At 68.5% G+C, this 24,640-nt stretch carries 25 protein-coding genes and 1 pseudogene; 18 read left to right on the top strand and 8 right to left on the bottom strand.

Translation table 11 applies throughout. The annotated features are described in order from the left end of the window. Window positions 1–55 precede the first annotated feature (55 nt). Window positions 56–1,060 (top strand): iron-siderophore ABC transporter substrate-binding protein, encoded by a 1,005-nt coding sequence (locus JOE46_RS08205; protein WP_097211426.1) that lies wholly within the window; start codon window positions 56–58, stop codon window positions 1,058–1,060. 25 nt (window positions 1,061–1,085) lie between these two features. On the opposite strand, the gene JOE46_RS08200 is transcribed toward JOE46_RS08205, so the two are convergent. The 3 genes and pseudogenes from JOE46_RS08200 to JOE46_RS27095 form a co-directional block, all read right to left on the bottom strand. Continuing rightward, window positions 1,086–2,087, bottom strand: coding sequence for a zinc-binding dehydrogenase (locus tag JOE46_RS08200; RefSeq protein ID WP_209926816.1), 1,002 nt, complete (start codon window positions 2,085–2,087; stop codon window positions 1,086–1,088). A gap of 9 nt (window positions 2,088–2,096) precedes the next feature. Next, window positions 2,097–2,717, bottom strand: a complete 621-nt coding sequence (locus tag JOE46_RS26335) for a nucleotidyltransferase family protein (RefSeq protein ID WP_097211424.1) — start codon at window positions 2,715–2,717, stop codon at window positions 2,097–2,099. A gap of 279 nt (window positions 2,718–2,996) precedes the next feature. Next, window positions 2,997–3,230: pseudogene (locus JOE46_RS27095) on the bottom strand (VOC family protein); the annotation flags it as partial. Window positions 3,231–3,377: 147 nt separating this feature from the next. Between JOE46_RS27095 and JOE46_RS08190 the strand changes: the two are divergent. Continuing rightward, window positions 3,378–5,069 (top strand): HNH endonuclease signature motif containing protein, encoded by a 1,692-nt coding sequence (locus JOE46_RS08190; protein WP_209926812.1) that lies wholly within the window; start codon window positions 3,378–3,380, stop codon window positions 5,067–5,069. Here the strand turns inward: JOE46_RS08190 and JOE46_RS08185 are convergent. Next, complete coding sequence (locus JOE46_RS08185; protein ID WP_097211421.1) at window positions 4,978–5,361, bottom strand: multidrug efflux SMR transporter; 384 nt, start codon at window positions 5,359–5,361, stop codon at window positions 4,978–4,980. The genes JOE46_RS08190 and JOE46_RS08185 overlap by 92 nt on opposite strands. Continuing rightward, entirely contained in the window at window positions 5,358–5,684 is a 327-nt protein-coding gene (locus JOE46_RS08180) for a multidrug efflux SMR transporter (RefSeq protein ID WP_245220978.1), read from the bottom strand. The genes JOE46_RS08185 and JOE46_RS08180 overlap by 4 nt, the downstream gene beginning before the upstream one ends. Before the next feature lie 34 nt (window positions 5,685–5,718). Here JOE46_RS08180 and JOE46_RS08175 point away from each other — a divergent pair, with 34 nt between their 5' ends. The 11 genes from JOE46_RS08175 to JOE46_RS08125 all read left to right on the top strand — a co-directional run bounded on the left by JOE46_RS08175 (window position 5,719) and on the right by JOE46_RS08125 (window position 18,799). Continuing rightward, window positions 5,719–6,330, top strand: coding sequence for a GNAT family N-acetyltransferase (locus JOE46_RS08175; RefSeq protein WP_097211420.1), 612 nt, complete (start codon window positions 5,719–5,721; stop codon window positions 6,328–6,330). 74 nt (window positions 6,331–6,404) lie between these two features. Next, entirely contained in the window at window positions 6,405–9,056 is a 2,652-nt protein-coding gene (locus JOE46_RS08170; protein WP_245221520.1) for a valine--tRNA ligase, read from the top strand. After that, window positions 9,053–10,489 (top strand): folylpolyglutamate synthase/dihydrofolate synthase family protein, encoded by a 1,437-nt coding sequence (locus tag JOE46_RS08165; protein WP_097211418.1) that lies wholly within the window; start codon window positions 9,053–9,055, stop codon window positions 10,487–10,489. The genes JOE46_RS08170 and JOE46_RS08165 overlap by 4 nt, the downstream gene beginning before the upstream one ends. After that, window positions 10,486–10,920: a DUF4233 domain-containing protein gene (locus JOE46_RS08160; protein WP_097211417.1), complete on the top strand. Its 435-nt coding sequence runs from the start codon at window positions 10,486–10,488 to the stop codon at window positions 10,918–10,920. The genes JOE46_RS08165 and JOE46_RS08160 overlap by 4 nt, the downstream gene beginning before the upstream one ends. A gap of 18 nt (window positions 10,921–10,938) precedes the next feature. Next, entirely contained in the window at window positions 10,939–11,358 is a 420-nt protein-coding gene (ndk, locus tag JOE46_RS08155) for a nucleoside-diphosphate kinase (protein WP_209926807.1), read from the top strand. A 426-nt stretch (window positions 11,359–11,784) separates the two neighbouring features. Next, entirely contained in the window at window positions 11,785–14,847 is a 3,063-nt protein-coding gene (locus JOE46_RS08150) for a translation initiation factor IF-2 N-terminal domain-containing protein (RefSeq protein WP_097211415.1), read from the top strand. Between the two features lie 241 nt (window positions 14,848–15,088). After that, window positions 15,089–15,400 carry a 50S ribosomal protein L21 gene (gene rplU / locus JOE46_RS08145; protein ID WP_077042085.1) on the top strand — a complete coding sequence of 104 codons (312 nt, stop codon included), beginning with the start codon at window positions 15,089–15,091 and terminating at the stop codon, window positions 15,398–15,400. A 28-nt stretch (window positions 15,401–15,428) separates the two neighbouring features. Further along, on the top strand, window positions 15,429–15,692 hold the full coding sequence (gene rpmA, locus JOE46_RS08140; protein WP_031938324.1) for a 50S ribosomal protein L27: 264 nt from the start codon (window positions 15,429–15,431) through the stop codon (window positions 15,690–15,692). 131 nt (window positions 15,693–15,823) lie between these two features. Then, window positions 15,824–17,284: a GTPase ObgE gene (gene obgE / locus JOE46_RS08135; RefSeq protein ID WP_097211414.1), complete on the top strand. Its 1,461-nt coding sequence runs from the start codon at window positions 15,824–15,826 to the stop codon at window positions 17,282–17,284. Then, window positions 17,284–18,405 carry a glutamate 5-kinase gene (gene proB, locus JOE46_RS08130; RefSeq protein ID WP_097211413.1) on the top strand — a complete coding sequence of 374 codons (1,122 nt, stop codon included), beginning with the start codon at window positions 17,284–17,286 and terminating at the stop codon, window positions 18,403–18,405. The genes obgE and proB overlap by 1 nt, the downstream gene beginning before the upstream one ends. 61 nt (window positions 18,406–18,466) lie before the next feature. Then, on the top strand, window positions 18,467–18,799 hold the full coding sequence (locus JOE46_RS08125; protein WP_143548432.1) for a hypothetical protein: 333 nt from the start codon (window positions 18,467–18,469) through the stop codon (window positions 18,797–18,799). A gap of 4 nt (window positions 18,800–18,803) precedes the next feature. On the opposite strand, the gene JOE46_RS08120 is transcribed toward JOE46_RS08125, so the two are convergent. Both JOE46_RS08120 and JOE46_RS08115 read right to left on the bottom strand, forming a co-directional pair. Next, window positions 18,804–18,971, bottom strand: coding sequence for a hypothetical protein (locus JOE46_RS08120; protein ID WP_179800518.1), 168 nt, complete (start codon window positions 18,969–18,971; stop codon window positions 18,804–18,806). A 9-nt stretch (window positions 18,972–18,980) separates the two neighbouring features. Further along, on the bottom strand, window positions 18,981–19,832 hold the full coding sequence (locus JOE46_RS08115) for a Sir2 family NAD-dependent protein deacetylase (protein WP_097211411.1): 852 nt from the start codon (window positions 19,830–19,832) through the stop codon (window positions 18,981–18,983). Between the two features lie 103 nt (window positions 19,833–19,935). Between JOE46_RS08115 and JOE46_RS08110 the strand changes: the two genes are divergently transcribed. The 3 genes from JOE46_RS08110 to JOE46_RS08100 all read left to right on the top strand — a co-directional run bounded on the left by JOE46_RS08110 (window position 19,936) and on the right by JOE46_RS08100 (window position 22,308). Further along, a complete protein-coding gene (locus JOE46_RS08110) occupies window positions 19,936–21,480 on the top strand; it encodes an alkaline phosphatase family protein (RefSeq protein WP_097211410.1) in 1,545 nt (514 codons plus the stop codon). Between the two features lie 59 nt (window positions 21,481–21,539). Further along, window positions 21,540–22,031 carry a VOC family protein gene (locus JOE46_RS08105; RefSeq protein ID WP_209926804.1) on the top strand — a complete coding sequence of 164 codons (492 nt, stop codon included), beginning with the start codon at window positions 21,540–21,542 and terminating at the stop codon, window positions 22,029–22,031. 103 nt (window positions 22,032–22,134) lie between these two features. Then, entirely contained in the window at window positions 22,135–22,308 is a 174-nt protein-coding gene (locus tag JOE46_RS08100) for a hypothetical protein (RefSeq protein ID WP_179800517.1), read from the top strand. On the opposite strand, the gene JOE46_RS08095 is transcribed toward JOE46_RS08100, so the two are convergent. Then, window positions 22,302–23,225 carry a D-isomer specific 2-hydroxyacid dehydrogenase family protein gene (locus JOE46_RS08095; protein WP_209926802.1) on the bottom strand — a complete coding sequence of 308 codons (924 nt, stop codon included), beginning with the start codon at window positions 23,223–23,225 and terminating at the stop codon, window positions 22,302–22,304. The genes JOE46_RS08100 and JOE46_RS08095 overlap by 7 nt on opposite strands. A 159-nt stretch (window positions 23,226–23,384) precedes the next feature. Here JOE46_RS08095 and JOE46_RS08090 point away from each other — a divergent pair, with 159 nt between their 5' ends. Then, window positions 23,385–24,017: a hypothetical protein gene (locus tag JOE46_RS08090; RefSeq protein ID WP_143548431.1), complete on the top strand. Its 633-nt coding sequence runs from the start codon at window positions 23,385–23,387 to the stop codon at window positions 24,015–24,017. A gap of 128 nt (window positions 24,018–24,145) precedes the next feature. Further along, window positions 24,146–24,574 (top strand): nuclear transport factor 2 family protein, encoded by a 429-nt coding sequence (locus tag JOE46_RS08085; protein ID WP_097211408.1) that lies wholly within the window; start codon window positions 24,146–24,148, stop codon window positions 24,572–24,574. The last annotated feature ends 66 nt before the right edge of the window (window positions 24,575–24,640 follow it).

Raw genomic sequence — 24,640 nt, 5'->3', positions numbered from 1 at the left:
CTGCCTACTATTTCGGCTAGCCTTACCTAGCTTTGGTGACGATGGAGGAGAGTCGATGGCAGACGTCGGTAGATTGACGCGGCGGGGATTTCTGATCGGAACGTCGGGCGCGCTGCTCGCGTTCGCCGCTGCCTGCAGCAGCGACGGTGACGGAGGTTCGGCCTCCTCGGGCACCGGCGCGACCATCGGCAACAAGTACGGCGAGACCCAGGTCCCGCTCGACCCGCAGCGCGTGGTCAGCGTGGGATACAACGACCAGGACGCGATCCTGGCGCTCGGCTCCACCCCGGTCGGCGTCTTCGACTGGTACGGCAACTACCCGAACGCAGTGTGGCCCTGGGCGCAGGATCTGCTCGCCGGGGCGACGCCCGCGATCATCGGCAGCGCGAACACCGGGATCGACGTCGAGAAGGTGGCCGCCACCAACCCCGACCTGATCATCGGCACCTACTCGGGCCTGACCAAGGACCAGTACAACAAGCTCAGCGCGCTCGCGCCGACGGTCGCGCAGCCGAAGGAGTTCGCCGACTACGGCGTGCCGTGGCAGGACCAGACCCGGATCATCGGCGAGGCGCTCGGTAAGCAGGACAAGGCGAAGGAGTTGGTGACCTCCGTCGAGAAGCAGTTCACCGATGTCGCGGCCGCCAACCCGGCGTTCGCGGGCAAGACGGTGATCGTGGGTGCGCTCAAGGGTCCGGGCCAGTTCGGCGTCTATGGCCCGGAGGACCCGAAGGTCCGCTTCTTCACCGAACTCGGCTTCGTGAATCCGCCTGTCACGCAGCAGATCACGACCACGAACTTCGCCCCGATCAGCACGGAGCAGCTCTCGCTCGCCGACGCCGACCTGCTGGTCTGGTACGCGGGTGGCGGCTACGGCGACAAGCTGCGGGCCGAGCTCGACAAGACGCCGGTCTATCAGGAGCTGAACGTCGTCAAGGACGGTCGCACGATCATCCTCGAGGACGAGGCCGCCGAGGCGATGACCTGGAGCACCGTGCTGTCGCTGCCGTACGCGCTGGAGAACATCCCGCCGCGGATCGCTCCGCTGCTCACGAAGTAGTCCTGGCGAGAGTTCGCCCGACGCGCTAGGGGACCAGGACGACCTTTCCGACGTTGCGACGCTCGGTCAGGATTCGATGGGCCTCTGGCGCGTCGGCGAACGGGACGGCGTCGGACACCACGGGTGCCACGACGCCGTTCTCGATCAGCTCGCGCAGCGGGGTGATCCACGGCTCCAGCGTGCCGCGGTCGTCCCACAGTCGCAGCATGTTGAGGCCGATCACCGTCTTGGACTCGCTCATCTGGTCGATGAGATTGAAGCCCCGCATCATGCGCAGGGCCTGCGGTGCCGCCCGTAACAGGTTTCGCTTGTCGCCCGCGACCACCGAGCTGGCCCCGAAGGCGACGAGCCTGCCGCCGGGACGCAATTGGCCGTAGCTCCGCCGCAATGACTCCCCGCCGATCGCGTCCATGATCACGTCCATCGGCGGAAGCTCGCTGTCCCACCCTCGTTTCCGGTAATCCAGCGCCACGTCGACGCCGAAGCCACGGATGGCGTCGTGCTTGCCTGGCGAGGCGGTTCCGTAGACCTCGGCGCCGACGTGCTTGGCGATCTGCGTCGCCGCGATCCCGACGCCACCCGCCGCGGCCTGGATCAGGACCCGCTCTCCCGCACGGAGATTCGCGTAGCCGACCAGGCCTGCCCAGGCGGTCGCGTAGTTGACGGGAATGGCGGCGCCCTGCTCGAAGCTCAAGGAGTCCGGCAGCGCGATCACGTCTCGGGCGTCGGCACACACCTGCTCGGCGTAGCCGCCGAACCGCGTGCCCGCGACCACCCGGTCACCCACGGCGAGGCCGACGACATCCGCGGCGACCTCGCTGATCGTGCCCGCGACCTCGTAGCCGACGACGCTCGGCAGCGGCGGGGCGTCGGCGTACAGGCCGAGTCGGGCCATCACGTCGGCGAAGTTGACGCCCGCGGCCCGGACGTCGATGCGGACCGCGCCGGGGCGGAGCGCCGGCGATGGACGTTCCTGGACCTCGAGGACGTCGGCGTCCCCGTGCTTGGTGATCACGACTGCGCGCATGTGGGAAGGCTAGTCCCGATCGGCTCCGCACAGGCGGGATGCGGGTCCGCCCGGCCAGGGAACGACCGTCAGCCCTGGCCATTCCCGCCGCCATCGGGCCGCCTTCGCCTCGTAGACCTCCCGCGGGGCCAGGATCGGGTTGGGGCGCAGCACCATGCTGAAGAGATCATCGAGGCCGTGGGGTGCGTAGACCTGGAACTCCCCGGTGGGGGAGCGCGTGATCCCCACGCAGCAGGTGGTGGATGCGAAGTGGTCGATCGCGTCCGCGCAGCTCGTGAAGGGGACGCCAGGGACACCGAATCGATCCTCGTACCACAGGTGTACCCGCGCCTCGTTGCGCAGCTCGACCGCCGCCTCGACGTCGCCGTACAGGGTCTCCGCCTGCCTGATCATTCGGTCCTCGGCCGCGTAACCGAGGTCCGCCCGGTCGAAATAGAAGAGGTCGTAGTCCTTGATGCCTGCCAGGAGATCGCGGCCGTCGAGGTGGTTCCAGACCGTCTGGAAGACCCCACCGGCCGTGAGATACCAGTCGCTCATCCCGAGATCGGGTGCACGATCGAGGATCGTTCGGGCCACGGGATTTGCGAGCACGATCCCGAGGAGTCGCTCCTTGTCGGTGGACGAGCCCATGGCCTCACTCTCGCATGATCGTTCTCTAGGGTCACTCTGACCCAGTCCACGAGGTAGCTGACGAACGCTATTCGCCGCGTTCTGTTCATGTGCCAACCGTTTCCCTGGGGTGCCTTGGACGTTTGCGAACCCGGCACTCGGCGCGGGGTGTGTCGCTCTAGTTGTAGTACTGGACGGCGCAGAACTCATTCCGCTCGGGATCCGTGAGCGCCACGCAACGCCCTCCGGGTATTCGTGGCGTTCACCGGTGTCGCGGCCGCCGAGGGCGATGACGCGTTCGACCGCGGCGTGGAAGTCGTCGACGGCGACATCCAGATGGATGCGGACCTTCCCGGACTTGGGTTCGGGGACCGGCTGCAAATTGATGCGTGGCTCGTGTTCATGCCGTGGGGTGAGCTCGATCCATCCGGGCAGGCCCGGCAGCGCCTCACGATCAAGTAAGGCTCCCCGGAATCCGGCCAATCGGATCGGGTCCGTGCAGTCGATCGTCAGGCCGCTCCATCGAATCCACATTCCTTGATTCGACCGCACAGTCGATGGCGATGGGTCCGTTTGTTCTCGAGTTCCTCAAACCCCTTGCGTGCAGGCCATTCCCGAGTAAACTCGAACATATGATCGAATAGAGTCTCCTGGGGGGTGATTGGAGTGTCAGCTTCGGCAGTGACCGATCGTGAGCGGATTCTTCTCGACGCGATCTCCGAGACCTCCCGCGCCGAGAACGCGGCGGCGGCCCGGTTGATCGCGCAGATCATGGACTACACCAGCTCTCGTGGCACCTTCGACCATCGTGCTCCCGGTGCCGGGTTCGACACCGAGCAGGCGGAGCGGTCTGCGCTCGCGGAGGTCGCGCTGGCGTTGTCGAGCACCTTCAGGTCGGTGTCGTCGCTGATGCGGCTCGGGTTCACCCTCGAACGGATGCCCGAGATTCGGGGCGCTTTCGCTGCTGGCGAGGTGTCTCTGGCGAAGATCCGGGTGATCGATGAGCACACCCGCAAGGCCACCGCTGCTGCGGTGCTGCGCCTGGACTCGGACATCCTGTCCGCCGCGCGACGACTCGCACCGACCCCACTCGGAATCGAGATCGCCCGGATGCTGATCGAGGACGACGCCGCATGGGCGCAACGCGCCCGCGAGGAGGCCGAAGCCAAGCGCAAGGTTCGCTCCCGCCGTCTGCCCCACGGGATGGGCGTGCTGTCGGTGACGCTGACGGCGACTCAGTTGACGGCGGTCACGGGGCTGATTGTGAAGGTCGCCAAGACGGCGTGCCGGGCCGATCCGCGTCCCCTCGACGTCCGGTGTGCGGACGCATTCATGGTCTTGATGCACGGTGGGAGGGCCCTGACCTGCGAGTGTGGCGACCAGGACTGCGCGGCCACCCGCAACTGTGAACCTGCCGCCCCACAGGTGAATCTGACGATCTCGTGCGGGCTGGAGACGCTGCTCGGGTTGGCCGACAACCCGGCCTATCTGGAGGGCTACGGCTATCTGGATGCCGGCCAGGCCCGTGCCATCGCCGAGGATGCGACCTGGCAGGCGATCATCGACTGCGCCAGGCAGGCGCTCGACCGCCTGCAGTGCGACAACATCGTCGGCGGTGACGGTACCGATGGCGTGACCGAATCGACCGAGGAACGTGCCACGGCGGAACCGGACCACCTGCCACCCGGCATCGGGGCGGAACCCGAAGCGCGCGAACCCGACCCGCCAGATCCATCCGACCCGCCAGATCCGTGCCGCGCGGCCGTGGCCGAGCCCGACGAGCAGCACGAGTCGACCGCCGGATCCGGCCTGCTCGTGTTCAGGAGTCGGATCCTGCCCGCGGGGGCGGCCGCGCTTCCGGTCCGCAAGCTCCCGCATCCCGGTGTCATCTCACCGGCCGACGCCATCGACGGCCTGTTCCGCACCATCCTGAACGACCCTGCGGATCTCGTTACCGCGTTCCCGGACGGCCACGGCGGATTCACAAAGCCGCCACCGGGCGCGCTGACCTACCGGCCGAGCGACCTACTCGCCGCCGCCGTTCGGCTCCGCGATGGCACCTGCCGACACCCGGACTGCCTGATCGCCGCCGCGGACTGCCAGATCGATCACGTCGTCGCGTTCAACAGAGCTGATCCGATCCTTGGTGGCTGGACCGTTTTCGCCAACCTCCAATGCCTGTGCACGCTGCACCATCAACTCAAAACCGCGGGCCTCTGGCGTCACGACATGCTCGCCGGCGCGATCATGCACATCTACAACACGATCGGGCAGCACGCCCTCACTCTTCCCGTGAGGCGACAGGGGCTCCGGATTCCGCCCCCAGCTCGGGCGCCGGCTGCCGCAGGTTCAGGATCACCACGCCCGCGATGATCAGCGCGAGCCCGAGGAACTTCGCAGCGGATGCCTGTTCGCCGAGGAACGCGATGCCGATCACCGCGACCGTCGCGGTCCCGATCCCGGACCAGAGCGCGTACGCCAGGCTCACCGGCAGCGACCGCAGTGCCTGGGCCAGGCAGGCGAACGAGGTGGCGTAGCCGAGCAGAACGGCGATCGTGGGCAGCGGTCGACTGAACTGTTCGGTGCTGCCGAGGAACACCGTGGCCAGGATCTCGCAGGTGATCGCGGCGGCGAGGAAGGCCCACGCCCGTACGCGGTCGCTCATCCGACACCGCCGAGATTCAGCGCGACCACGCCCGCCACCACCAGGGTGATGCCGAGGATTCGGCCGGCCGACCGGGGTTCGCGCAGGACCAGCATCCCGATGGCGGCGATCGCGGCGGTGCCCACCCCCGCCCAGACCGCGTACGCCACACCGACATCGAGGGTGCGCAGGGTCTGCGACAGGCAGTACAGCGCCACGCAGTAGAGGCCGAGGACCACCGCGGTCGGGCCGGGCCGCCGGAAGCCCTCCGTCCGGGTCAGCAGGCTCGTCGCGAGTACCTCCGCGCAGATGGCCACCGAGAGAAACACCCATGCCATCGTCATGGCTACAACGTATCGGGGGCGGTAGCGTCGCGGCATGGCCGCCGTCACGGTTCGACCCGCCGCCCCCTCCGACGTCCCCGCCGCCGGACGCGTGCTGGCCGCGGCCTTCGATGACGACCCGGTCACGGAATGGCTGTGGCCGGATGTCGGCTCGCGCCGCGCGGGGCTGCCGCACATGTTCGGGACGCTCATCCGGCACCATCACTTTCCGCTCGGCGGCGTCGAGGTGGCGCTCGCGTCGGACGGGTCGGTGGCCGGGGCAACCCTGTGGGACCCGCCGGGACGCTGGCGGCAGTCGGCGCTGAGCCAGCTGCGCGCGCTGCCCGGACTGATCCGCGCCTTCGGTGGCCGGATCATGGCGGGGGCGGAGTTCGCCGGGACGATCGAGAAGGCGCACCCGGAAGAGCCGCACTGGTATCTCAGCACCATCGGCACCGACCCCTCGGCGCGTGGCGCTGGTCACGGCACAGCGTTGATGAACTCCCGGTTGGCCCGGTGCGACGCCGAGCACGCGCCCGCTTATCTGGAGTCGAGCAAGGAGTCGAACGTCCCCTATTACGAGCGATTCGGCTTCGAGGTGACGGGCGAGATCGTCATCCCGAACGGCGGCCCGACGCTGTGGGCGATGTGGCGGGCGCCTCGCTGACCGGACGGCGGTGTCGGGGGACCCCGCGGGTTCTCTAGAATCACCGGGTGACCAGTGCCGTGCCGCAGGACCCCATGAACCCCGCCGACGCCCTCCCGAAGAGCTGGGACCCCAGCGCGGTAGAGCAGGAATTGTACGAGGGTTGGGTGGACGCCGGCTACTTCACGGCGGACCCGACCAGTGACAAGCCCGGCTACTCGATCGTGCTGCCGCCGCCGAACGTGACCGGCAGCCTCCACATGGGCCATGCCCTCGACCACACCCTGATGGACGTGCTCTCGCGACGTAAGCGCATGCAGGGCTACGAGGTGCTCTGGCTGCCCGGCATGGACCACGCGGGCATCGCCACCCAGAACGTGGTGGAGAAGCAACTCGCGGCGGACGGCAAGAAGAAGGAAGACTTCGGCCGCGAGCTGTTCATCGACAAGGTCTGGGACTGGAAGCGCGAGTCCGGCGGCACCATCGGCGGCCAGATGCGCAGACTCGGCGACGGCGTCGACTGGAGCCGCGACAGGTTCACCATGGACGAGGGCCTCTCGCGCGCCGTCCAGACCATCTTCAAGCGGATGTACGACGCGGGACTGATCTACCGGGCCGAGCGCCTGGTCAACTGGTCGCCGGTGCTGCAGACCGCCATCTCCGACATCGAGGTCAAGTTCGAGGACGTCGAGGGCGAGCTGGTCTCGCTGCGCTACGGCTCCCTGAACGACGACGAGCCGCACGTCATCGTCGCCACCACGCGTGTGGAGACGATGCTCGGCGACACCGCGGTCGCCGTGCACCCCGACGACGAGCGCTACCAGCACCTGCTCGGCACCACCCTCGAGCACCCCATCACGGGCCGGCAGATCCCGATCATCGCCGACGACTACGTTGACCCGGAGTTCGGCACCGGCGCGGTGAAGATCACCCCCGCGCACGACCCCAACGACTTCGAGATGGGCCTGCGGCACAACCTGCCGATGCCCACGATCATGGACAAGACCGGCAAGATCGCCGATACCGGAACGCAGTTCGACGGCATGGACCGGTTCGAGGCCCGCGTGAAGGTGCGCGAGGCGCTCGCCGAGCAGGGTCGTGTGGTCGCCGAGAAGCGTCCCTACCTGCACAGCGTCGGCCACTCCGAGCGCAGCGGTGAGTCCATCGAGCCGCGGCTCTCGCTGCAGTGGTGGGTCAAGGTCGAGGAGCTCGCCAAGGCCGCGGGCGACGCGGTCCGTAACGGCGACACCACGATCCACCCCGCCAGCCTGGAGCCGCGCTGGTTCGGCTGGGTCGACAACATGCACGATTGGTGCATCTCGCGCCAGCTGTGGTGGGGTCACCGCATCCCGATCTGGTACGGCCCTGAGGGAGAGGTCCGCTGCGTCGGACCCGACGAGACCGCGCCCGAGGGCTGGGAGCAGGACCCCGATGTCCTCGACACCTGGTTCTCGTCCGGACTCTGGCCGTTCTCCACGATGGGCTGGCCGGAGCAGACCCCGGAGCTCGAGAAGTTCTACCCCACAAGCGTTCTCGTTACCGGCTACGACATCCTGTTCTTCTGGGTGGCCCGGATGATGATGTTCGGCACCTTCGTCTCCGAGGACGACGCGATCACCGCGGGCGAGGGCAAGACCGGTCCGCAGGTGCCGTTCACGGACGTCTTCCTGCACGGTCTGGTCCGCGACGAGCACGGCAAGAAGATGTCGAAGTCGAAGGGCAACGGCATCGACCCGCTGGACTGGGTGCGCGAGTTCGGCGCCGACGCGCTGCGCTTCACGCTGGCCCGCGGCGCGAACCCCGGCAGCGACCTCTCCGTCGGTGAGGATCACGCGAAGGCCTCCCGCAGCTTCGCCACGAAGCTGTTCAACGCCACGAAGTTCGCCCTGATGAACGGCGCGGCGCCCGCGCCGTTGCCCGCCGAGCTCAGCGACGCCGACCGCTGGATCCTGGACCGGCTCGAGCAGGTCCAGGCCGAGGTCGACGCCGCGTTCGACCGCTACGACTTCGGCAAGGCCTGCGACGCGCTCTACCACTTCGCCTGGGACGAGGTGTGTGACTGGTACCTCGAGCTCGCCAAGGTGCAGTTCGCAGGCTCCGAGGCCGAGGGCACCAAGGCCGTGCTCGGCAATGTCCTCGATGCGCTGCTGCGCATGCTGCACCCGGTGATGCCGTTCGTCACCGAGACCCTCTGGAAGGTGCTGACCGGCGGGGAGTCGGTGGTGATCTCCGAGTGGCCGACCGCGACCGGTGAGGCCGCCGATGCCGTTGCCGCGCAGCGCATCGCGGACGTCCAGCGGCTCGTCACCGAGATCCGCAGGTTCCGCAGCGATCAGGGTCTGAACCCCGGCCAGAAGGTGGCGGCGAGGCTCAGCGGGATCGCCGAGGCCGACCTGGACGGCAAACAGGCCGCGGTCGCCTCGCTGGTCAAGCTGACGGATCCGGTCGACGACTTCAGCGCGACGGCCTCGCTGGAGGTGCGGCTCAGCCGCGGCACCGTCACCGTCGAGCTGGACACCTCGGGCACCGTGGACCTGGTCGCCGAGCGCAAGCGCCTCGAGAAGGACCTGGCGGCGGCCGAGAAGGAGCTCGCGGGCACCGCGGCCAAGCTGTCCAACGAGGCGTTCCTCGGCAAGGCGCCGGACAACGTGGTCGACAAGATCCGTGCCCGGCAGACCCTGGCCGCGGAGGAGGTCGAGCGGATCACCGCCCGGCTCGCGGCGATGGATCTGAAGGGTCAGGCGTGAACGCCGAGACGCCCGAGAAGTGGGACGGGGGATCGCAGCCCACGCCCGTCGATCTGGCCGAGCTGGCGCTCGTCGAGGCCGAACTCGACCAGCGCTGGCCCGAGACCAAGATCGAGCCCTCCACCGCCCGCATCGCGGCCCTGATGGACCTGCTCGGCTCGCCGCAGCACAGCTATCCGGCCATCCACGTCGCGGGCACCAACGGGAAGACCTCGGTCACCCGGATGATCGACGCGCTGATGACGCGCCTGCACCGTCGGGTCGGGCGGACCACCAGCCCGCATCTGCAGCTGGCGACCGAGCGGATCAGCATCGACGGCAAGCCGATCTCGCCTCGCCTGTACGTGGACACCTACCGTGAGCTGCTGCCGTACGTCGAGATGATCGACGCCCAGTCCCAGGCGGCGGGTGGCCCCGCGATGAGCAAGTTCGAGGTGCTCACCGCTATGGCGTTCGCGGCCTTCGCCGAGGCGCCGGTGGATGTCGCGGTCGTGGAGACCGGGCTCGGCGGCCGTTGGGACGCAACGAATGTCATCGACGGTCAGGTGGCGGTGATCACCCCCATCGGGCTCGATCACGTCGAGTTCCTCGGCAGTGACATCGCCGGGATCGCCGCCGAGAAGGCCGGGATCATCAAGAAGGCGCCCGAGTCGCTGGTGCCGCGCGACACCGTCGCGATCCTCGCGGAGCAGACGCCGGAGGTGACCGAGGTGCTGCTGCGCCGGGCCGTCGAGGCCGACGCCGCGGTGGCCCGCGAGGGATCCGAGTTCAAGGTCCTCGCCCGCCGGATCGCGATCGGCGGACAGCAACTGGAACTGCAAGGCCTGTCCGGGGTCTACAGCGACATCTTCCTGCCCCTGCACGGCGAACATCAGGCCCGCAACGCCTCGCTCGCGCTCGCCGCGGTGGAAGCGTTCTTCGGGGCGGGGGCGGACCGCCAGCTCGACGTCGACGCGATCCGGGAGGGCTTCGCCTCGATGACCAACCCGGGGCGCCTCGAGCGGGTGCGCAGCGCGCCCACCGTCTTCCTCGACGCCGCGCACAACCCGCACGGGGCCAAGGCTCTGGCCGCCGCGCTCGTCGCGGAGTTCGACTTCCGCAAGCTGGTCGGCGTCGTCGCGGTGATGGCGGACAAGGACGTGGCCGGGATCCTGACCGCGCTGGAGCCGGTGTTCGACGAGATCGTCGTGACGCACAACGGATCTCCGCGCGGCATGGACGTCGAGGAACTCGCCAACCTGGCGGTGGCCCGGTTCGGCGACGAACGCGTGGTGGTGGCACAGACGCTCCCGGACGCGCTCGAGACAGCCATCGGGCTGGCCGAGGAGGTCGCCGAGCCCGGTGAGGCTGTATCGGGGGCGGGCGTCGTGGTCACCGGTTCGGTGGTCACCGCTGGCGTGGCCCGCACCCTGTTCGGAAAGGACCCGGCGTGAGTACTCCCGAGGGATCGAGCACACCCGAAGGTGACGCGGAGGGTGGCGCTCCGCGCTTCCGTCCGCCGGTGAACGACCCGTGGAAGGGCTTCCGCGGGGTCTGCGCGGGCACCCTGATCCTGGAGGCGATCGTGGTGCTGCTGGCGCTGCCGGTGGTGGCGACCGTTGGCGGCGGCATCACCTGGCTGTCCGGCGTCTACCTGGTCGGACTCGCGCTGCTGATGATTCTCGGCGGCGGTGTCCAGGGCAGGCCGTGGGCGATGGGGTACAACTTCGCGCTGCAGGCGGCGTTGATCGCCGGTTTCGCGGTGCACCCCGCCATCGGCGCGGTGGGACTGCTGTTCGGTGCGGTGTGGGCCTACCTGCTGTATCTCAAGCGGGACCTCACCGAGCGGATCGAACAGGGTCTGCTTCCTGGCCAGCGGGACTGACCCCTTAAGCTGTCCGCCGTGACTGAGCGCACCCTGGTACTGATCAAGCCCGATGGCGTCGCCCGCCGATTCGTAGGAGAAATCCTTTCCCGTGTCGAGCGGAAGGGGCTGTCCATCACGGCCCTCGAGATGAAGACCGCGGACGAGGCGCTGGCGGGCCAGCATTACGCCGAGCACCTGGGCAGGCCCTTCTATCCGGGGCTGATCGAGTTCATCACGTCCGGACCCCTCGTCGCCGCAGTGCTCGAGGGCCCGCGCGCGATCGCGGCTTTCCGACAGCTCGCGGGCGGCACCGACCCGGTCGAGAAGGCCGTCCCCGGTTCCATCCGCGCCGACCTGGCACTGGACGGCCAGCAGAACCTGGTGCACGGGTCCGACTCCGTCGAGTCGGCCGAGCGGGAGATCACGCTCTGGTTCCCGGAGCTCGCCCGCGGCTAGTCCGCATCACCCCCGACCACCTGTAAGAGGTCCGAACACGCCGCGCCGGATCGGCGCCGGTGCGCCGTTGGCGTGGTCGGGCCCGACGGTGTGGGATACTGATGGCGGTCGACCCGCGATGTGTTCCATACGGGCCCGATCGGATGACACCACGGTTCGATGCCCGATCATCGCTGCCACGGCGCGCAGGAAATCCCTCGCGGTCCCAGGCATGCTGGATGATCAGGCGCACGGATCAGGGAGTACGGCCATCCAGCCAGGCGCCGTGCGAGCTGGCAGTGATTTAACGGGTCACTGCGAGACGTGCGGGGCGAGACCAGACAATCTCATGCCCACCGGTATGAGTACACAATGAGCGCCCTCGCGTGGCCGCTTCACACCCAGTACGACTCTGGGTGGACGCGCCCGGGGGTCCGAGGAGACTACGTGGCCGATCAAGCGCCGCCCGAAAATTCACAGACTTCAGCCGCAGCGAATGCGGTGCCGACCTTCCCGGAGAAGATCCGGGTGCACGCGCTCGCCAAGCTGCTGGGACTGACCAGCAAGCAGGTGCTCGCCCAGGTCGCCGAGTTCGGCGCCGAGGTGCGCAGCGCGCAGTCCAGCGTGGACCGCGCTCTCGCCGAGCGGGTGCACGCTGCGTTCAACCCGCAGGCAGAGGCGCACCAGGAGGTCGCAGCGGCCGAGCCGGCTGCCGCGCCCGAGGTGGCGAGGCCGGAAGCCGCGTCCGCGCCCGGCGTGGAGACCGCGGGGCTGTTCACCAACATCGCCGAGCCCGAGGTGCACGTCGTTCCCGACGTCACCCCCGTGTTCCAGGCCCCGCTGTTCCTGCAGCCCGACGCGGCCGCCGCGGAGGCCGCACCGCGGCGTCGCCGCGCCCGCCGCGTGGCAGCGGCGCCGAGCGAGGACGCGCCCATCGAGGTGACCACCGTCGTCGAGCACGAGGAACGTCACGAAGAGCGCCACGAGGAGCGTGCGGTCGAGGAGGCCGACACCTCGGTGACCGAGGAGTCCACCGCGGCCGAGGTCGAGTCCGACGAGGACGGCGGCGAGTCGCAGAGCCGTCGCAGGCGTCGCGGTCGTCGCGGTCGCGGTCGCGGCCGGGGCGAGCAGGCGTCCGAGGACGAGCAGAACGAGACCGAAGGTGCGGCCGAGCCCGCCGCCGAGGGCACTGAGCAGGCCGAGCCCACCGAGCAGGCGGCCGAGGCGGAAGCGGCCGAGTCGGAGGAGTCGGAGGAGGCAGGCGAGGCCGGGGATGGATCGAGCCGTCGTCGTCGTCGCCGCCGCCGCCGCAAGGGCAGTGGCGATGGTGCGGACGCAGGTACCGAGGAAGACGGCGTCACCACCGTGGTGCACGAGCGTGAGCCGCGCACCAAGGCCAAGGTCAAGGACGAGGTCCAGGGGATCTCGGGCTCGACCCGACTCGAGGCCAAGCGTCAGCGACGCCGCGACGGGCGCGACGCCGGTCGCCGCCGCCCGCCGATCCTCACCGAATCGGAGTTCCTGGCGCGCCGCGAGGCCGTCGACCGCGTCATGGTGGTCCGCGAGAAGACCGGTGCGCATGCGGAGGGCCTGACGCAGGTCGCGGTGCTCGAGGACGGCATCCTCGTCGAGCACTTCGTCACCAGCTCGGCGTCCGCATCGATGGTCGGCAACGTCTACCTCGGTCGCGTTCAGAACGTGCTGCCCTCGATGGAGGCCGCGTTCATCGACATCGGCCGTGGCCGCAACGGCGTGCTCTATGCAGGCGAGGTCAACTGGGAGGCCGCGGGACTCGGCGGCAACAGCCGCAAGATCGAGCAGGCCCTCAAGCCGGGTGACCAGGTCCTGGTCCAGGTCAGCAAGGATCCGGTCGGGCACAAGGGTGCCCGCCTGACCACGCAGATCTCCCTGGCCGGGCGATTCCTGGTGTACGTGCCCGGCGGTAGCTCCACCGGCATCAGCCGTAAGCTGCCCGACACCGAGCGCAAGCGACTCAAGGAGATCCTGCGCGAGATCGTGCCGCCGGAGGCCGGTGTCATCATTCGCACCGCGTCGGAGGGCGTGAGCGAGGAAGAGCTGGCCCGCGACGTCAAGCGTCTGCAGACCCAGTGGGACGAGATCGAGAAGCAGGCCGCGGCCGCGGACAAGGGCAAGGGGAGCAACCCGAAGGCCCTGTACGAGGAGCCGGATCTGCTGGTCAAGGTCGTCCGCGATCTGTTCAACGAGGACTTCGCCAAGATCGTGATCGAGGGCGAGAAGTCCTGGTCGACGGTGGAGAACTACATCAAGACCGTCGCACCCGACCTGCTGCCGCGGGTCGAGAAGTACGAGGGCAACGGCGGCCCCGATGTGTTCGAGGCCAAGCGGATCGACGAGCAGCTCGCCAAGGCGCTCGACCGCAAGGTGTGGCTGCCCTCGGGCGGCACCCTGGTGATCGACCGCACCGAGGCGATGACCGTCGTCGACGTCAACACCGGCAAGTTCACCGGTGCGGGCGGCAACCTCGAGGAGACGGTCACCAGGAACAACCTGGAGGCGGCCGAGGAGATCGTGCGCCAGATGCGGCTGCGCGACATCGGCGGCATGATCGTCGTCGACTTCATCGACATGGTGCTCGAGTCGAACCGGGACCTGGTCCTGCGTCGACTCACCGAGGCGCTCGGCCGCGACCGGACCCGCCATCAGGTCTCCGAGGTGACCTCGCTGGGCCTGGTCCAGATGACCCGCAAGAAGCTGGGCACCGGACTGGTCGAGGCGTTCTCCACCAACTGTGAGCATTGCCACGGCCGCGGCATCATCGTGCACGCCGAGCCGGTCGAGGTGCGGTCCTCCGAGGACGCCGGGCGATCGGGCGCGCCGAAGGGCGAGTCCGGCGGCCGCAAGAAGCGTGGACGCGACAAGTCCGGCGCCGCCGAGACCGCCGCGCCCAAGAACGGGCAGGCGCCCGCGGTCGAGGTCGACGCGACGGTCAAGCGTGCCCACCCGGTGGCGCTCGCGATGGCCGCGCATCACCACGACGATGACGCCGCCGAGCATCAGCCGGAGACCGGCGAGGCCGCGGCCGCCACGCAGGAGCCGACGGTGGCCGAGGTCGCCGCTGAGCCGGTCGTGGAGGTTGCTGTGGAGGTCGTCGCGGAACCGGAGGCCCCGGCCGCGCCGGAGCCCGCAGAGGCCCCCGCGAAGGGCAGGCGTCGTTCCCGACGTGCGTCCCGTGCCACCGCGGCCCCCGCGACCGAGACCCCGGAGGCGGCAGAGGCCGGCGCCGTGGTCGTGATCGAGGCGGCGCCCGAACCGGCCGAGCCGAAGGTCGTCGAGAAGAAGGCCGTTCGGAAAAAGGTCGTCGAGAAGAAGGTCGTCGAACCCAAGGTTGTCGAGCCGGTGAAGGCCGCGGAGACCACCGCGGCGGCTGAACCGGTCGAGGGGGACGGCGCACCCGCGGCACCGGCCCGTCGGCCCCGTCGAAGGGCCGCGGCCAGGCCCGCGGGACCGCCGGCGGACGTCGACGCCTGACCGACGGCCGGTCGAGGGGGAGTCGGAGACTGTCAGTTTGACACCGGCGCGGAGCCTGCGGAGTGCCAGTTTGACCCTGCGGTTCTCCATCCCGTAACCTTGACCGGTCGCTACCCGGCGATATGGCTCAGCTGCGCCCGCGAGGGCGGCGGCGGGCCTGCCCGAGGTAGCAAGCACACCAGACCAGTCGCGCGGCTCAAGCCGTGCGAGCACGTTCGAAGAAGCAAGGGGTAGCCCTCCGATGGCAACGTACGCGATCGTCAAGACCGGCGGAAAGCAGTACAAGGTCGCTGTCGGCGACCTCGTCAAGGTCGAGAAGATCGAGGGTGAGCCCGGCACTGCTGTCTCGCTGGTCCCGGTTCTCGTCGTCGACGGTTCCGAGCTGACCACCGACGCCGCCAAGCTGGCCAAGGTCTCGGTCACCGGTGAGGTCGTCGAGCACACCAAGGGCCCGAAGATCCGCATCCACAAGTTCAAGAACAAGACCGGGTACCACAAGCGCCAGGGCCACCGTCAGAAGCTGACGGTGCTCAAGGTCACCGGCATCAAGTAACCAGCTTTAGTACCCAGGAGGGTTCGACATGGCACATAAGAAGGGTGCATCCAGCTCCCGTAACGGTCGCGATTCGAACGCACAGCGCCTCGGCGTGAAGCGCTTCGGCGGCCAGTCCGTCAGCGCCGGTGAGATCCTGGTGCGTCAGCGCGGAACCCACTTCCACCCCGGCGTGAACGTCGGACGTGGCGGCGACGACACGCTGTTCGCTCTCTCCGCTGGTGCGGTCGAGTTCGGCACCAAGCGTGGACGTAAGACTGTCAACATCGTTCCGGTCGCCGCAGAGGCCTGATTCTGCTGCGTCGCTCGTGTCACCATCACGGTGACTGATGACAGTTCTAAGCTCCCAGTAGGGGCGGGCCAGGGTCTCATACCCTGCTCGCCCCTATTTGCTTTTCACCCTGAGGAAGGGATCCGGCAGTCATGTCCCGATTCATTGACCGCGTGGTGCTGCATGTCAGCGCCGGAAAAGGCGGCAATGGTTGCGCCTCCGTTCACCGCGAGAAGTTCAAGCCGCTCGGCGGTCCCGACGGTGGCAACGGCGGGCGCGGAGGTGACGTGGTGCTCGTCGTCGACGAGAACGTGCACACCCTGCTGGACTTCCACTTCCACCCGAACGCCAAGGCGAGCAACGGCACGCAGGGCGCAGGCAGCAACCGCGAGGGCGCAAACGGCCAGGATCTGATCCTCAAGGTGCCCGACGGCACCGTCGTGCTCGACTCGGACGGCAATGTCCTCGCCGACATGATCGGCACGGGAACCCGATTCGACGCCGCCCCCGGTGGCCGCGGTGGACTGGGTAACGCCGCGCTGGCCTCGAAGGCCCGTAAGGCGCCGGGCTTCGCCCTGCTCGGCGAGGAGGGCGTTCAACGCGACCTCGTCCTCGAGCTCAAGTCGGTGGCCGACGTCGGACTGGTCGGCTTCCCCTCCGCGGGTAAGTCCTCCCTGGTCTCGGTGCTCTCGGCGGCCAAGCCGAAGATCGCCGACTACCCGTTCACCACGCTGGTGCCGAACCTCGGTGTGGTCTCGAGCGGCGACACCACGTTCACCGTCGCCGACGTGCCTGGCCTGATCCCCGGCGCGAGCCAGGGGCGCGGTCTCGGACTGGACTTCCTTCGCCACATCGAACGCACGGCGGTGCTGGCACACGTGGTGGACTGCGCGACCCTGGAGCCGGGCCGTGACCCGGTCTCCGACGTCGACGCGCTCGAGGCCGAGTTGGCCGCCTACAAGCCGGCACTCTCCGGCGACGCGAGCCTCGGTGACCTGGCCGACCGGCCCCGCATCGTGGTTCTCAACAAGGCGGATGTCCCCGACGCGGCCGAGCTCGCCGAGATGGTCACCCCGGAGTTCGAGGCGCGCGGCTGGCCCGTGTTCACCATCTCGGCCGTGAGCCGGGAAGGGCTGCGGCCGTTGACCTTCGCGCTCGCCAAGCTCGTCGAGGAGTACCGCGAGGCACATCCGAAGGCGGAGCCGAAGCGTCAGGTGATCCGTCCCATCGCCTCCAATGCGAGCGACTTCACCGTCGTCGCCGATCCCGAGACCCCCGGCGGCTTCATCGTTCGCGGCGTCCGGCCCGAGCGGTGGATCCGTCAGACGGCCTTCGACAACGACGAGGCCGTCGGCTACCTCGCGGACCGTCTCGCCCGGCTCGGTGTCGAGGACGCGTTGGTCAAGCAGGGCGCCGAGCCCGGCTGCTACGTCACCATCGGCGATGTCAGCTTCGAGTGGGAGCCGCAGACCCCGGCGGGCATCGACATGACCCGCACCGGTCGCGGTACCGACCCGCGACTCGATCAGGTGGACCGCATCGGTGCCTCCGAGCGCAAGCACGCGCACAGGATCCGGCGTGGCCTCGAGGGCCTGGATCCCGAAGAACAGTGATGGACGACGCGGTCCGTTCACTCTCGGAGACCCGCGCCACCATCGCGACCGCACGCAGCGTGGTCGTGAAGATCGGGTCCTCCGCGCTCACCAGCATGGAGTCCGGCATCGACCTGCGGGCGCTGAACGCCCTGGCCGACGCGATCGAGGCAAGGATGCGTGCCGGCTCCGACGTCGTGGTGGTGTCCTCCGGCGCGGTCGGTGCCGGTATCGCACCGCTCGGGCTGACCAAGCGGCCACGGGATCTCGCCACCAAGCAGGCGGCGGCGAGCGTAGGGCAGCTGGCGCTCGCGCATGCCTGGGGCACCTCGTTCGCGCGGTACGGGCGGACCGTCGGCCAGGTGCTGCTCACCGCCGACGACATCGCCCGGCGCACCCAGCACCGCAACGCGCAGAGCACTCTCGACCGGCTCCGTGCGCTCGGTGCCGTCGCGATCGTCAACGAGAACGACACCGTCGCCACCACGGAGCTGCGGTTCGGGGACAACGATCGGCTGGCCGCGATGGTCGCGCACCTCGTCGGGGCGGATGCGCTTGTCCTGCTCTCCGACGTCGACGGACTGTATGACGGCGACCCCCGCAAGGGCGGCGCGACCCTGATCCCGGAGGTGACCAGCCCCGAGGACCTCGATGGCGTGGTTGCCGGGTCCGGGGGAGCGCTCGGCACCGGTGGGATGGCCTCCAAGCTGTCCGCGGCCCGGCTCGCGGCCGACTCCGGCGTGCCGGTGCTGCTCGCCGCGGCCACCGATGCCGCCGCTGCGCTCACGGGCGCGGGCGTCGGCACCGCCTTCGCCGCCCGGCCGACCCGGCTGTCCGCGCGCAAGTTCTGGGTGCGGCATGCCGCCGACACCCGGGGCGGGCTGCATCTCGACGCGGGCGCGGTGCGCGCCGTGGTGGACCGGCGGCGTTCGCTCTTGCCCGCGGGGATCACCGGCGTCGACGGCCGGTTCTACGGCGGGGACGTGGTGTCGCTGTTCGGGCCCGACGGTTCGCCGGTCGCGCGCGGCGTGGTGGCGTACGACTCGACCGAGCTCGGCGAGATGCTGGGCCGGTCCACGGTCGAGCTGCCGTCAGAGCTGCAGCGGCCCGTGGTGCACGCGGACGACCTGGTCCCGCTGTAACGGTCTTCTCCCCGAAACGGACAAACAGACTGTCCGGTACACAAGTGGGGAGGCGAATCGCATGAAGCGTGGGGTATTGGTGGCCGCGGGGGTCGTGGCGATCGGGTTGGGGACCGTGCTCGCACCGACGGCGGCCGCGGAGGGTGGTCCGGGGGAGTACTCGCGGTGCGAGTCGTTCCGGGCCCCGTGGGATCCGCAGGCGTGGATCCGTGACGGTGCCGGCGACAAGATCGTGCTCAGCCCGTACGGTGCAAGCGAGGTGTACTGCACGTCCTGGCACGGGATGACCGGCGGGTACCAGGTCGACCCGAGGGGCAACAAGCATCGGCTGGATACCCCGTGGCTGGGACCGCTGACGAACAAGATCTATGTCTGGAGCCCCGAGACTTTCTGACGGGTCATGGGGCTTTCGGCTTGTCCTGCGGGTCGCCGATGACCTTGGGTGGTCCTTCGGGGTGCAGAGCGCCGCCCTCGTTCACCCAGTCGGAGATGTCGGCGGCATCCTCCGGGGTGACGGGCTTGCGCCTGCTGAAGAGTGATTTCACCTTGTCGCTGAACTTCGACATGCCCGGAGTCTACCGATGTGGCGTCAGGGCGGTCAGGACCTGCGAGCAGCCCGCATCCAGCTTGAGGGTCGCGAACTCGTCGCCCCGGGTCGGGCCGCGGTTGACGATGACGACCGGGATGCCGTCCTTGGCGGCTCGGCGGACGAAGCGCAGGCCGGACATGACGGTGAGTGAGGATCCGAGTACCAGCAGCAGTTCGCACCCGGCAACCATCATGAACGCCGCCTCGACCCGTGGTTTGGGCACGCTCTCGCCGAAATAGACGATGTCCGGCTTGAGGATCCCGCCGCACTGCTCGCAGTCCACCATCACGAAGTGCGCGGTCTCCTCGATCACCGCGTCGGCATCGGGCGCGATCTCGACTCCGGTTGCCGCGGAGACGGATTCGGCGAATCCGGGATTGGCGGCATCGAGCCGCTGCGCGAGGGTGAACCGAGAGATCAGGGCCTCGCACCCCATGCACCGCACCTGCGCGTAACTGCCGTGCAGGTCGATGACGTTCCTGCTGCCCGCCTTGGTGTGCAGCAGGTCCACGTTCTGGGTGAGCACGCCGTCGACCATGCCCGCCCGTTCCAGCCCTGCGAGCGCGCGGTGTCCGGCATTGGGCCGGGACGCGTCCATGTGTCGCCAGCCGAGGTGGTTGCGGGCCCAGTAGTGCCTGCGGAACGCGGCGTCGCCCATGAACTGCTGGAACGTCATCGGGGTGCGGGGCGGGGAATCGGGGCCCCGGTAGTCCGGGATGCCCGAGTCGGTGGACATCCCCGCACCGGTCAGCGCGACGATGCGGCGGCCGCTCACCAAGCCGGCCAGGCGCTCGTGGTCCTCGTCGGCCGCCGCGGTCTCGAGTGGGGGAGCGGACATGGTTTCCAGGCTAGACGTTCTGGTTCATGATGTCGGTGACTCCACAGGACTCCTGACCGCGGCTCCGGTTGCGGGTCCGGGGTGTCGGTGAAATCATCCCCGCATGGTGCATGGAAACCCGTTCGCTGGTCTGTCCCGCCGAGAGTTTCTCGCCAAGGCGACCGCTGTGGGTTCGGTGGCGATGCTCAATTCGTGGGCGAGTCCCATCATCGCCAGAGCGCACACCATGTCCGACGGGGGCCGAGGATCACTGAACGACATCGAGCACTTCGTGCTGTTGATGCAGGAGAACCGCTCGTACGATCACTACTTCGGAACACTGTCGGGCGGGCGCGGATTCGACGATCCGTCCGCGGCGTGGAAGCAGTTCGGCTACTCGCCCGAGCGTGGTGAGGACCCGACGGGATTCATCAATCCGTTCCGGTTGGATACGACCCTGGGCGCGTCGTTGGACGGTGAGTGCATCAACGATCCGGACCACTCGTGGGCTGGCACGCACGAGGCGTGGAACAACGGGGCCAACGACAAATGGATGCCGATGTCCATCGCCTCGGTCGGAGTCGGCAACGGACCGGCAGCGATGGGCTACTACACCCGAGATGACATCCCGATCCACTACCAGCTCGCCGATGCCTTCACCCTGTGCGACAACTACCACTGCTCCGTGCTCGGCCCGACCGATCCCAATCGGTTGTACTGGATGAGCGGAACCATCGACCCCGACGGGCTGGACGGTGGGCCGCTGGTGGAGACGCCGACGCTGATCCCGAAGTTCCAGTACTCCTGGAAGACCTACCCGGAGAGCCTCGAAGAGGCAGGCGTGAGCTGGAAGATATACAACAACAAGGACTTCGGCCCCATCTCCTCGGTTGCTCTCGACGGGATGATGGGGTGTTTCAAACAGGCTCAAGACCCCAGTTCGGCGCTGGCCCGCAAGGGCATCGATCCCACCTACCCCAATGACTTCCGCAGCGACGTGGCCAACGGAACGCTGCCAGCCGTGTCCTGGGTCATCCCGTCCCTCATCAACTGCGAGCACCCTGCTCTGCCACCGGCATTCGGTGCCGCGGGCTTCGTCGAACTGCTGGACATCCTCACCTCGAATCCCGAGGTCTGGGCCAAGACCGCGCTGATCATCTCGTACGACGAGCACGGTGGTTTCTTCGATCACGTGGCTCCGCCCACCCCGCCGCCGGGAACGCCCGGCGAGTACCTGACCGTTCCGCTGGATTCCGTGTCCTCCGCGAAGGGCATTGCCGGGCCGATCGGACTCGGGTACCGGGTTCCGGCCCTGGTTGTCTCGCCGTACAGTCGCGGTGGTCTGATCGCCTCGGAGGTCTTCGACCACACGTCCCAACTGCGGTTGCTGGAGAAACGATTCGGTGCACCGGTGCCGAACCTCACGCCGTGGCGCCGCGCCACCGTCGGGGACATGACCTCGGCATTCAACTTCGCCGCGCCACCCGACGCACGCAAACCGGCGCTGTCGGACCCGGCGCCCGGAGTGCAGAACGCGGTTCTGCAGTGTGGACCGAACATCGCGGCCGGAACCCTCGGCCAGGGTGCCCCGTACCCGGTGCCACCGAATCGGATGCCGACCCAGGAACCCGGCACACGGGAGTCTCCTTCCGGAGTGGTCGCGCGGTAACGACGCCGTGTCGCGAATCTTCAATCCCAAATCGGGTGCCTCGCTGGACACTGATGGGCATGAACACAGTGAACCCCGTTCCCGCCGGATACCGGACCCTCACGCCCTACCTCGCCGTCAAGGACGGCCAGGCGGCGCTGGACTTCTATCGCCGCGGCCTCGGTGCCGAGGTCGTGGACGCGATGGACGCGCCCGGCGGCGGCCTGATGCACGCCGAGCTGCGGATCGGCGACTCGATGCTGCAACTGTCCGACGACATGCCCGACTACGGACTCAAGGCGCCCGAGCAGGGCTGGGTGCACAGCTCGGTGGTGGTGTACGTCGAGGACTCCGACGCGTTCGTGGACCGCGCGGTTCGCGAGGGCGCCACCCTCATCAGCGCCGTCGCGGACACGTTCTCCGGCGACCGGCACGGGGTGTTCCTCGATCCGTTCGGGCACCGGTGGGCGGTCTGCACGAAGGTCGAGGACGTGCCTGCCGAGGAGGTGGCCCGGCGCGCCCGCGAGCTGTTCTACCCGGCGGCAGGCGTGGAGCCTGCGGAACGACCCTGAAGATCGAGTGGAGCCTGCGGAACGACCCTGAAGATCGAGTGGAGCCCGCGGAACGACCCTGAGGGGCGGGCGGACTCGTCGCGCCGCGAGTACGGTCGATCGCATGGGAGTTATCGGTGAGTTGTTCCCGGGGAAGAAGCTGGAGAACGACGGCAGCCAGGACAGCGACGGGCAGACGCATCAGCCGCGCCTCGAACTCGACCTCGACGCGGGCGTGATCCGGGTGTCGCCCGCGAAGCCCGCCGCCTCTCCGGACACGGAGTCGGGGGCTCAGTAACCCGCGACCGGGTCGATCCGCGCCAGCAGTTCCTCGCCGGCCACGAAGCGTCGAACGTTCGTCGCGACGTGGTCGGCGAACGCGGGCGGCCGGACGGACGGCGGGTTCGAGCAGTGCGGGGTGATGATCGCGTTCGGCAGTGTCCACAGTGGATGGCCGTCCGGCAGTGGCTCGGGGTCGGTGACGTCGAGCCCTGCGCCGCCGATCGCCCTGTCCCGCAACGCGTTCACCAGGGCGTCGGTGTCGACGAGGGAGCCTCGCGCCACGTTGATCACCCAGGAGTGGGCACCGAGGCGGGCGAGTTGCTCGGCGCCGACCAGGTGTCGAGTCCGGGCCGTCGCGGGCGCCGCGACCACGACGTGATCGGTGCGGTCCCAGACCTCGTCGGTTCGGTCGGCGGGCAGGGTCTCCGCGGCGCCGGGAACCTCCCGGCCCGAGCGGTTGACCGCGATCACCGAAGCGCCGACCGAGGTGAGCATCGGGATCAGAGCGCGCCCGATGCCGCCCGCGCCGAGGACCGCCACCGTGCTCTCGCGCAGCGTCCCGACCTTGCCGAAGAACTCCTGCTGCCGCCAGCTGGTGGCAGCGAGTTGCTCGGGCAGTGCCCGGACCCCGGCCAGCAGCAGCGCGAAGGCGTGCTCGGCGACGGTCGCGGAGAACGCGCCAGCGGCCGAGGTGAACACGATCCCTGGGTGGCGAGCGATGATCCCGGCGGTGAACCAGTCCTCGACCCCGGCGGAGTACAGCTGCACCCATCGGATCGACTTCGGCAGCTCGTCGGGAAATCGGTCGGGCTCGGCCGCCCAGACCAGCGCCTGTGCGTCGGCCATCGGTGCCCACTCGCCCCCGCCCGTGGCGATGGCCTCCATCAACTGGGGGTCGGCGTGCGGGCCGAGGGCGATGGGCACGGGCGTCATGTCGGTCTCCTCGGGCGCCGTTCGGGCCGGGACCAGATACGAGGAACCGGGCACCTGTACTTCCTAAATCGTGCATTGCCTGGGCTTGGCAGGACGTCAAGCATGGAACTGACATAGTAGGAGAACCTGCACTGGACTCGGCAGCCGAAGGGCCAAATGATGACGTTCCGGTTCGTCCCCACACTTACCGCAGCAGCCATCGTCACCTCGGCGATACTGATGAGTGCGTGCAGTCCTGAGGCCAATCCGCGGAATGTGATCGCGACCGACGAGGTCCCGCACCAGGGGTACTTCGCTGAGCCACCGGTCGATGTACCAAGGGATCCGTCCGCAACCTGCCTCGACGCAGATCTGGCGAACATGACTGTCGACGACTCTGTTGCATACTGGCAGAACATCTTTGACGACCAACGCAGCCACTACCCTGAGCAGTCCTTTCCCTCGAATCAGGACTTGGAGAGCCAAAAACGGGCCGAGTGGTCGAAGGTCGTGGACGACGCGGTGCCCTCTGGGGGCGACGCCAGATTCGCCCGGGACGTATGCGGCCTGATTCAGCTGGACGGCTCTTTGTACTCAGGGCTTCCCCTGCGTCAGGTTCGTGGTCACGCTGCTGAATTTGGCCGCGGGGCATGCACTGCGATCACGGAGCAGGGAACCCTCGGCCTCTGGCAGTCACTGCAGTCCCAGGAACCCGATCGCGCGAAGGTCGCTTCCTACGAGTACCTAGTCCACTCTGCGATCACCAACGTATGTCCCCAACTCGCCGAACTCATAGAGCCTCGGCGCAGATAGAAATCTGTGCCGATCTGACTCCCGATTCGTCAGCACGGCCTGAAGACGGCGTTTTGTGCCTCAACTAACGGGGTCGACTCGTCTCAATACATTTCAACGAGACAGTTTCTTCGAGCGAGGAGTTATCGATGGCAACCGAGTGCCCGTCCGAGGTGATCCGATCGCTCGTTGCGCGGGTCGCTCATCTGGCCGACGAGGGATCGATCGACGACTACGTCCAGCTCTACACAGAGGACGCGGTCTGGGAGATGGCGAGCGCAGGACCGAGCGTCGCGATCGGACCCCAGATCGTCGAGGGCCGGAAGGCGATCGCTGAGGGTGTCCGCCGTCGACGGGCCGACGGGATCGCCGGTCCGGGCACGGCGACCCGGCATGTGAGCTCCTGCGTGTCCATCGCCTTCGATTCCGAGGATTCCGCCAGCGTGCAGTCGGTCTGGCAGTTCTTCGTCGACACCACCACCGCGCCGAAACTCGCCAGCATGGGGACCTACCGCGATGTTTTCCAGAGGGTCGACGAATGCTGGCTCCTGGCCAAGCGCTCGATCACGACCGGATAGGCGGCTGCGCCGCCCGTGCGCGGTTGACGAGTGCAGGGACTCGTCAACCGCGCACGGGCGGCGCAG

It is taken from the genome of Rhodococcus sp. PvR099 (genome assembly GCF_017833315.1).
In the GTDB taxonomy this organism is placed as follows: domain Bacteria; phylum Actinomycetota; class Actinomycetes; order Mycobacteriales; family Mycobacteriaceae; genus Rhodococcus_G; species Rhodococcus_G oryzae.
This window is presented reverse-complemented; position numbering and strand designations above follow the sequence as displayed.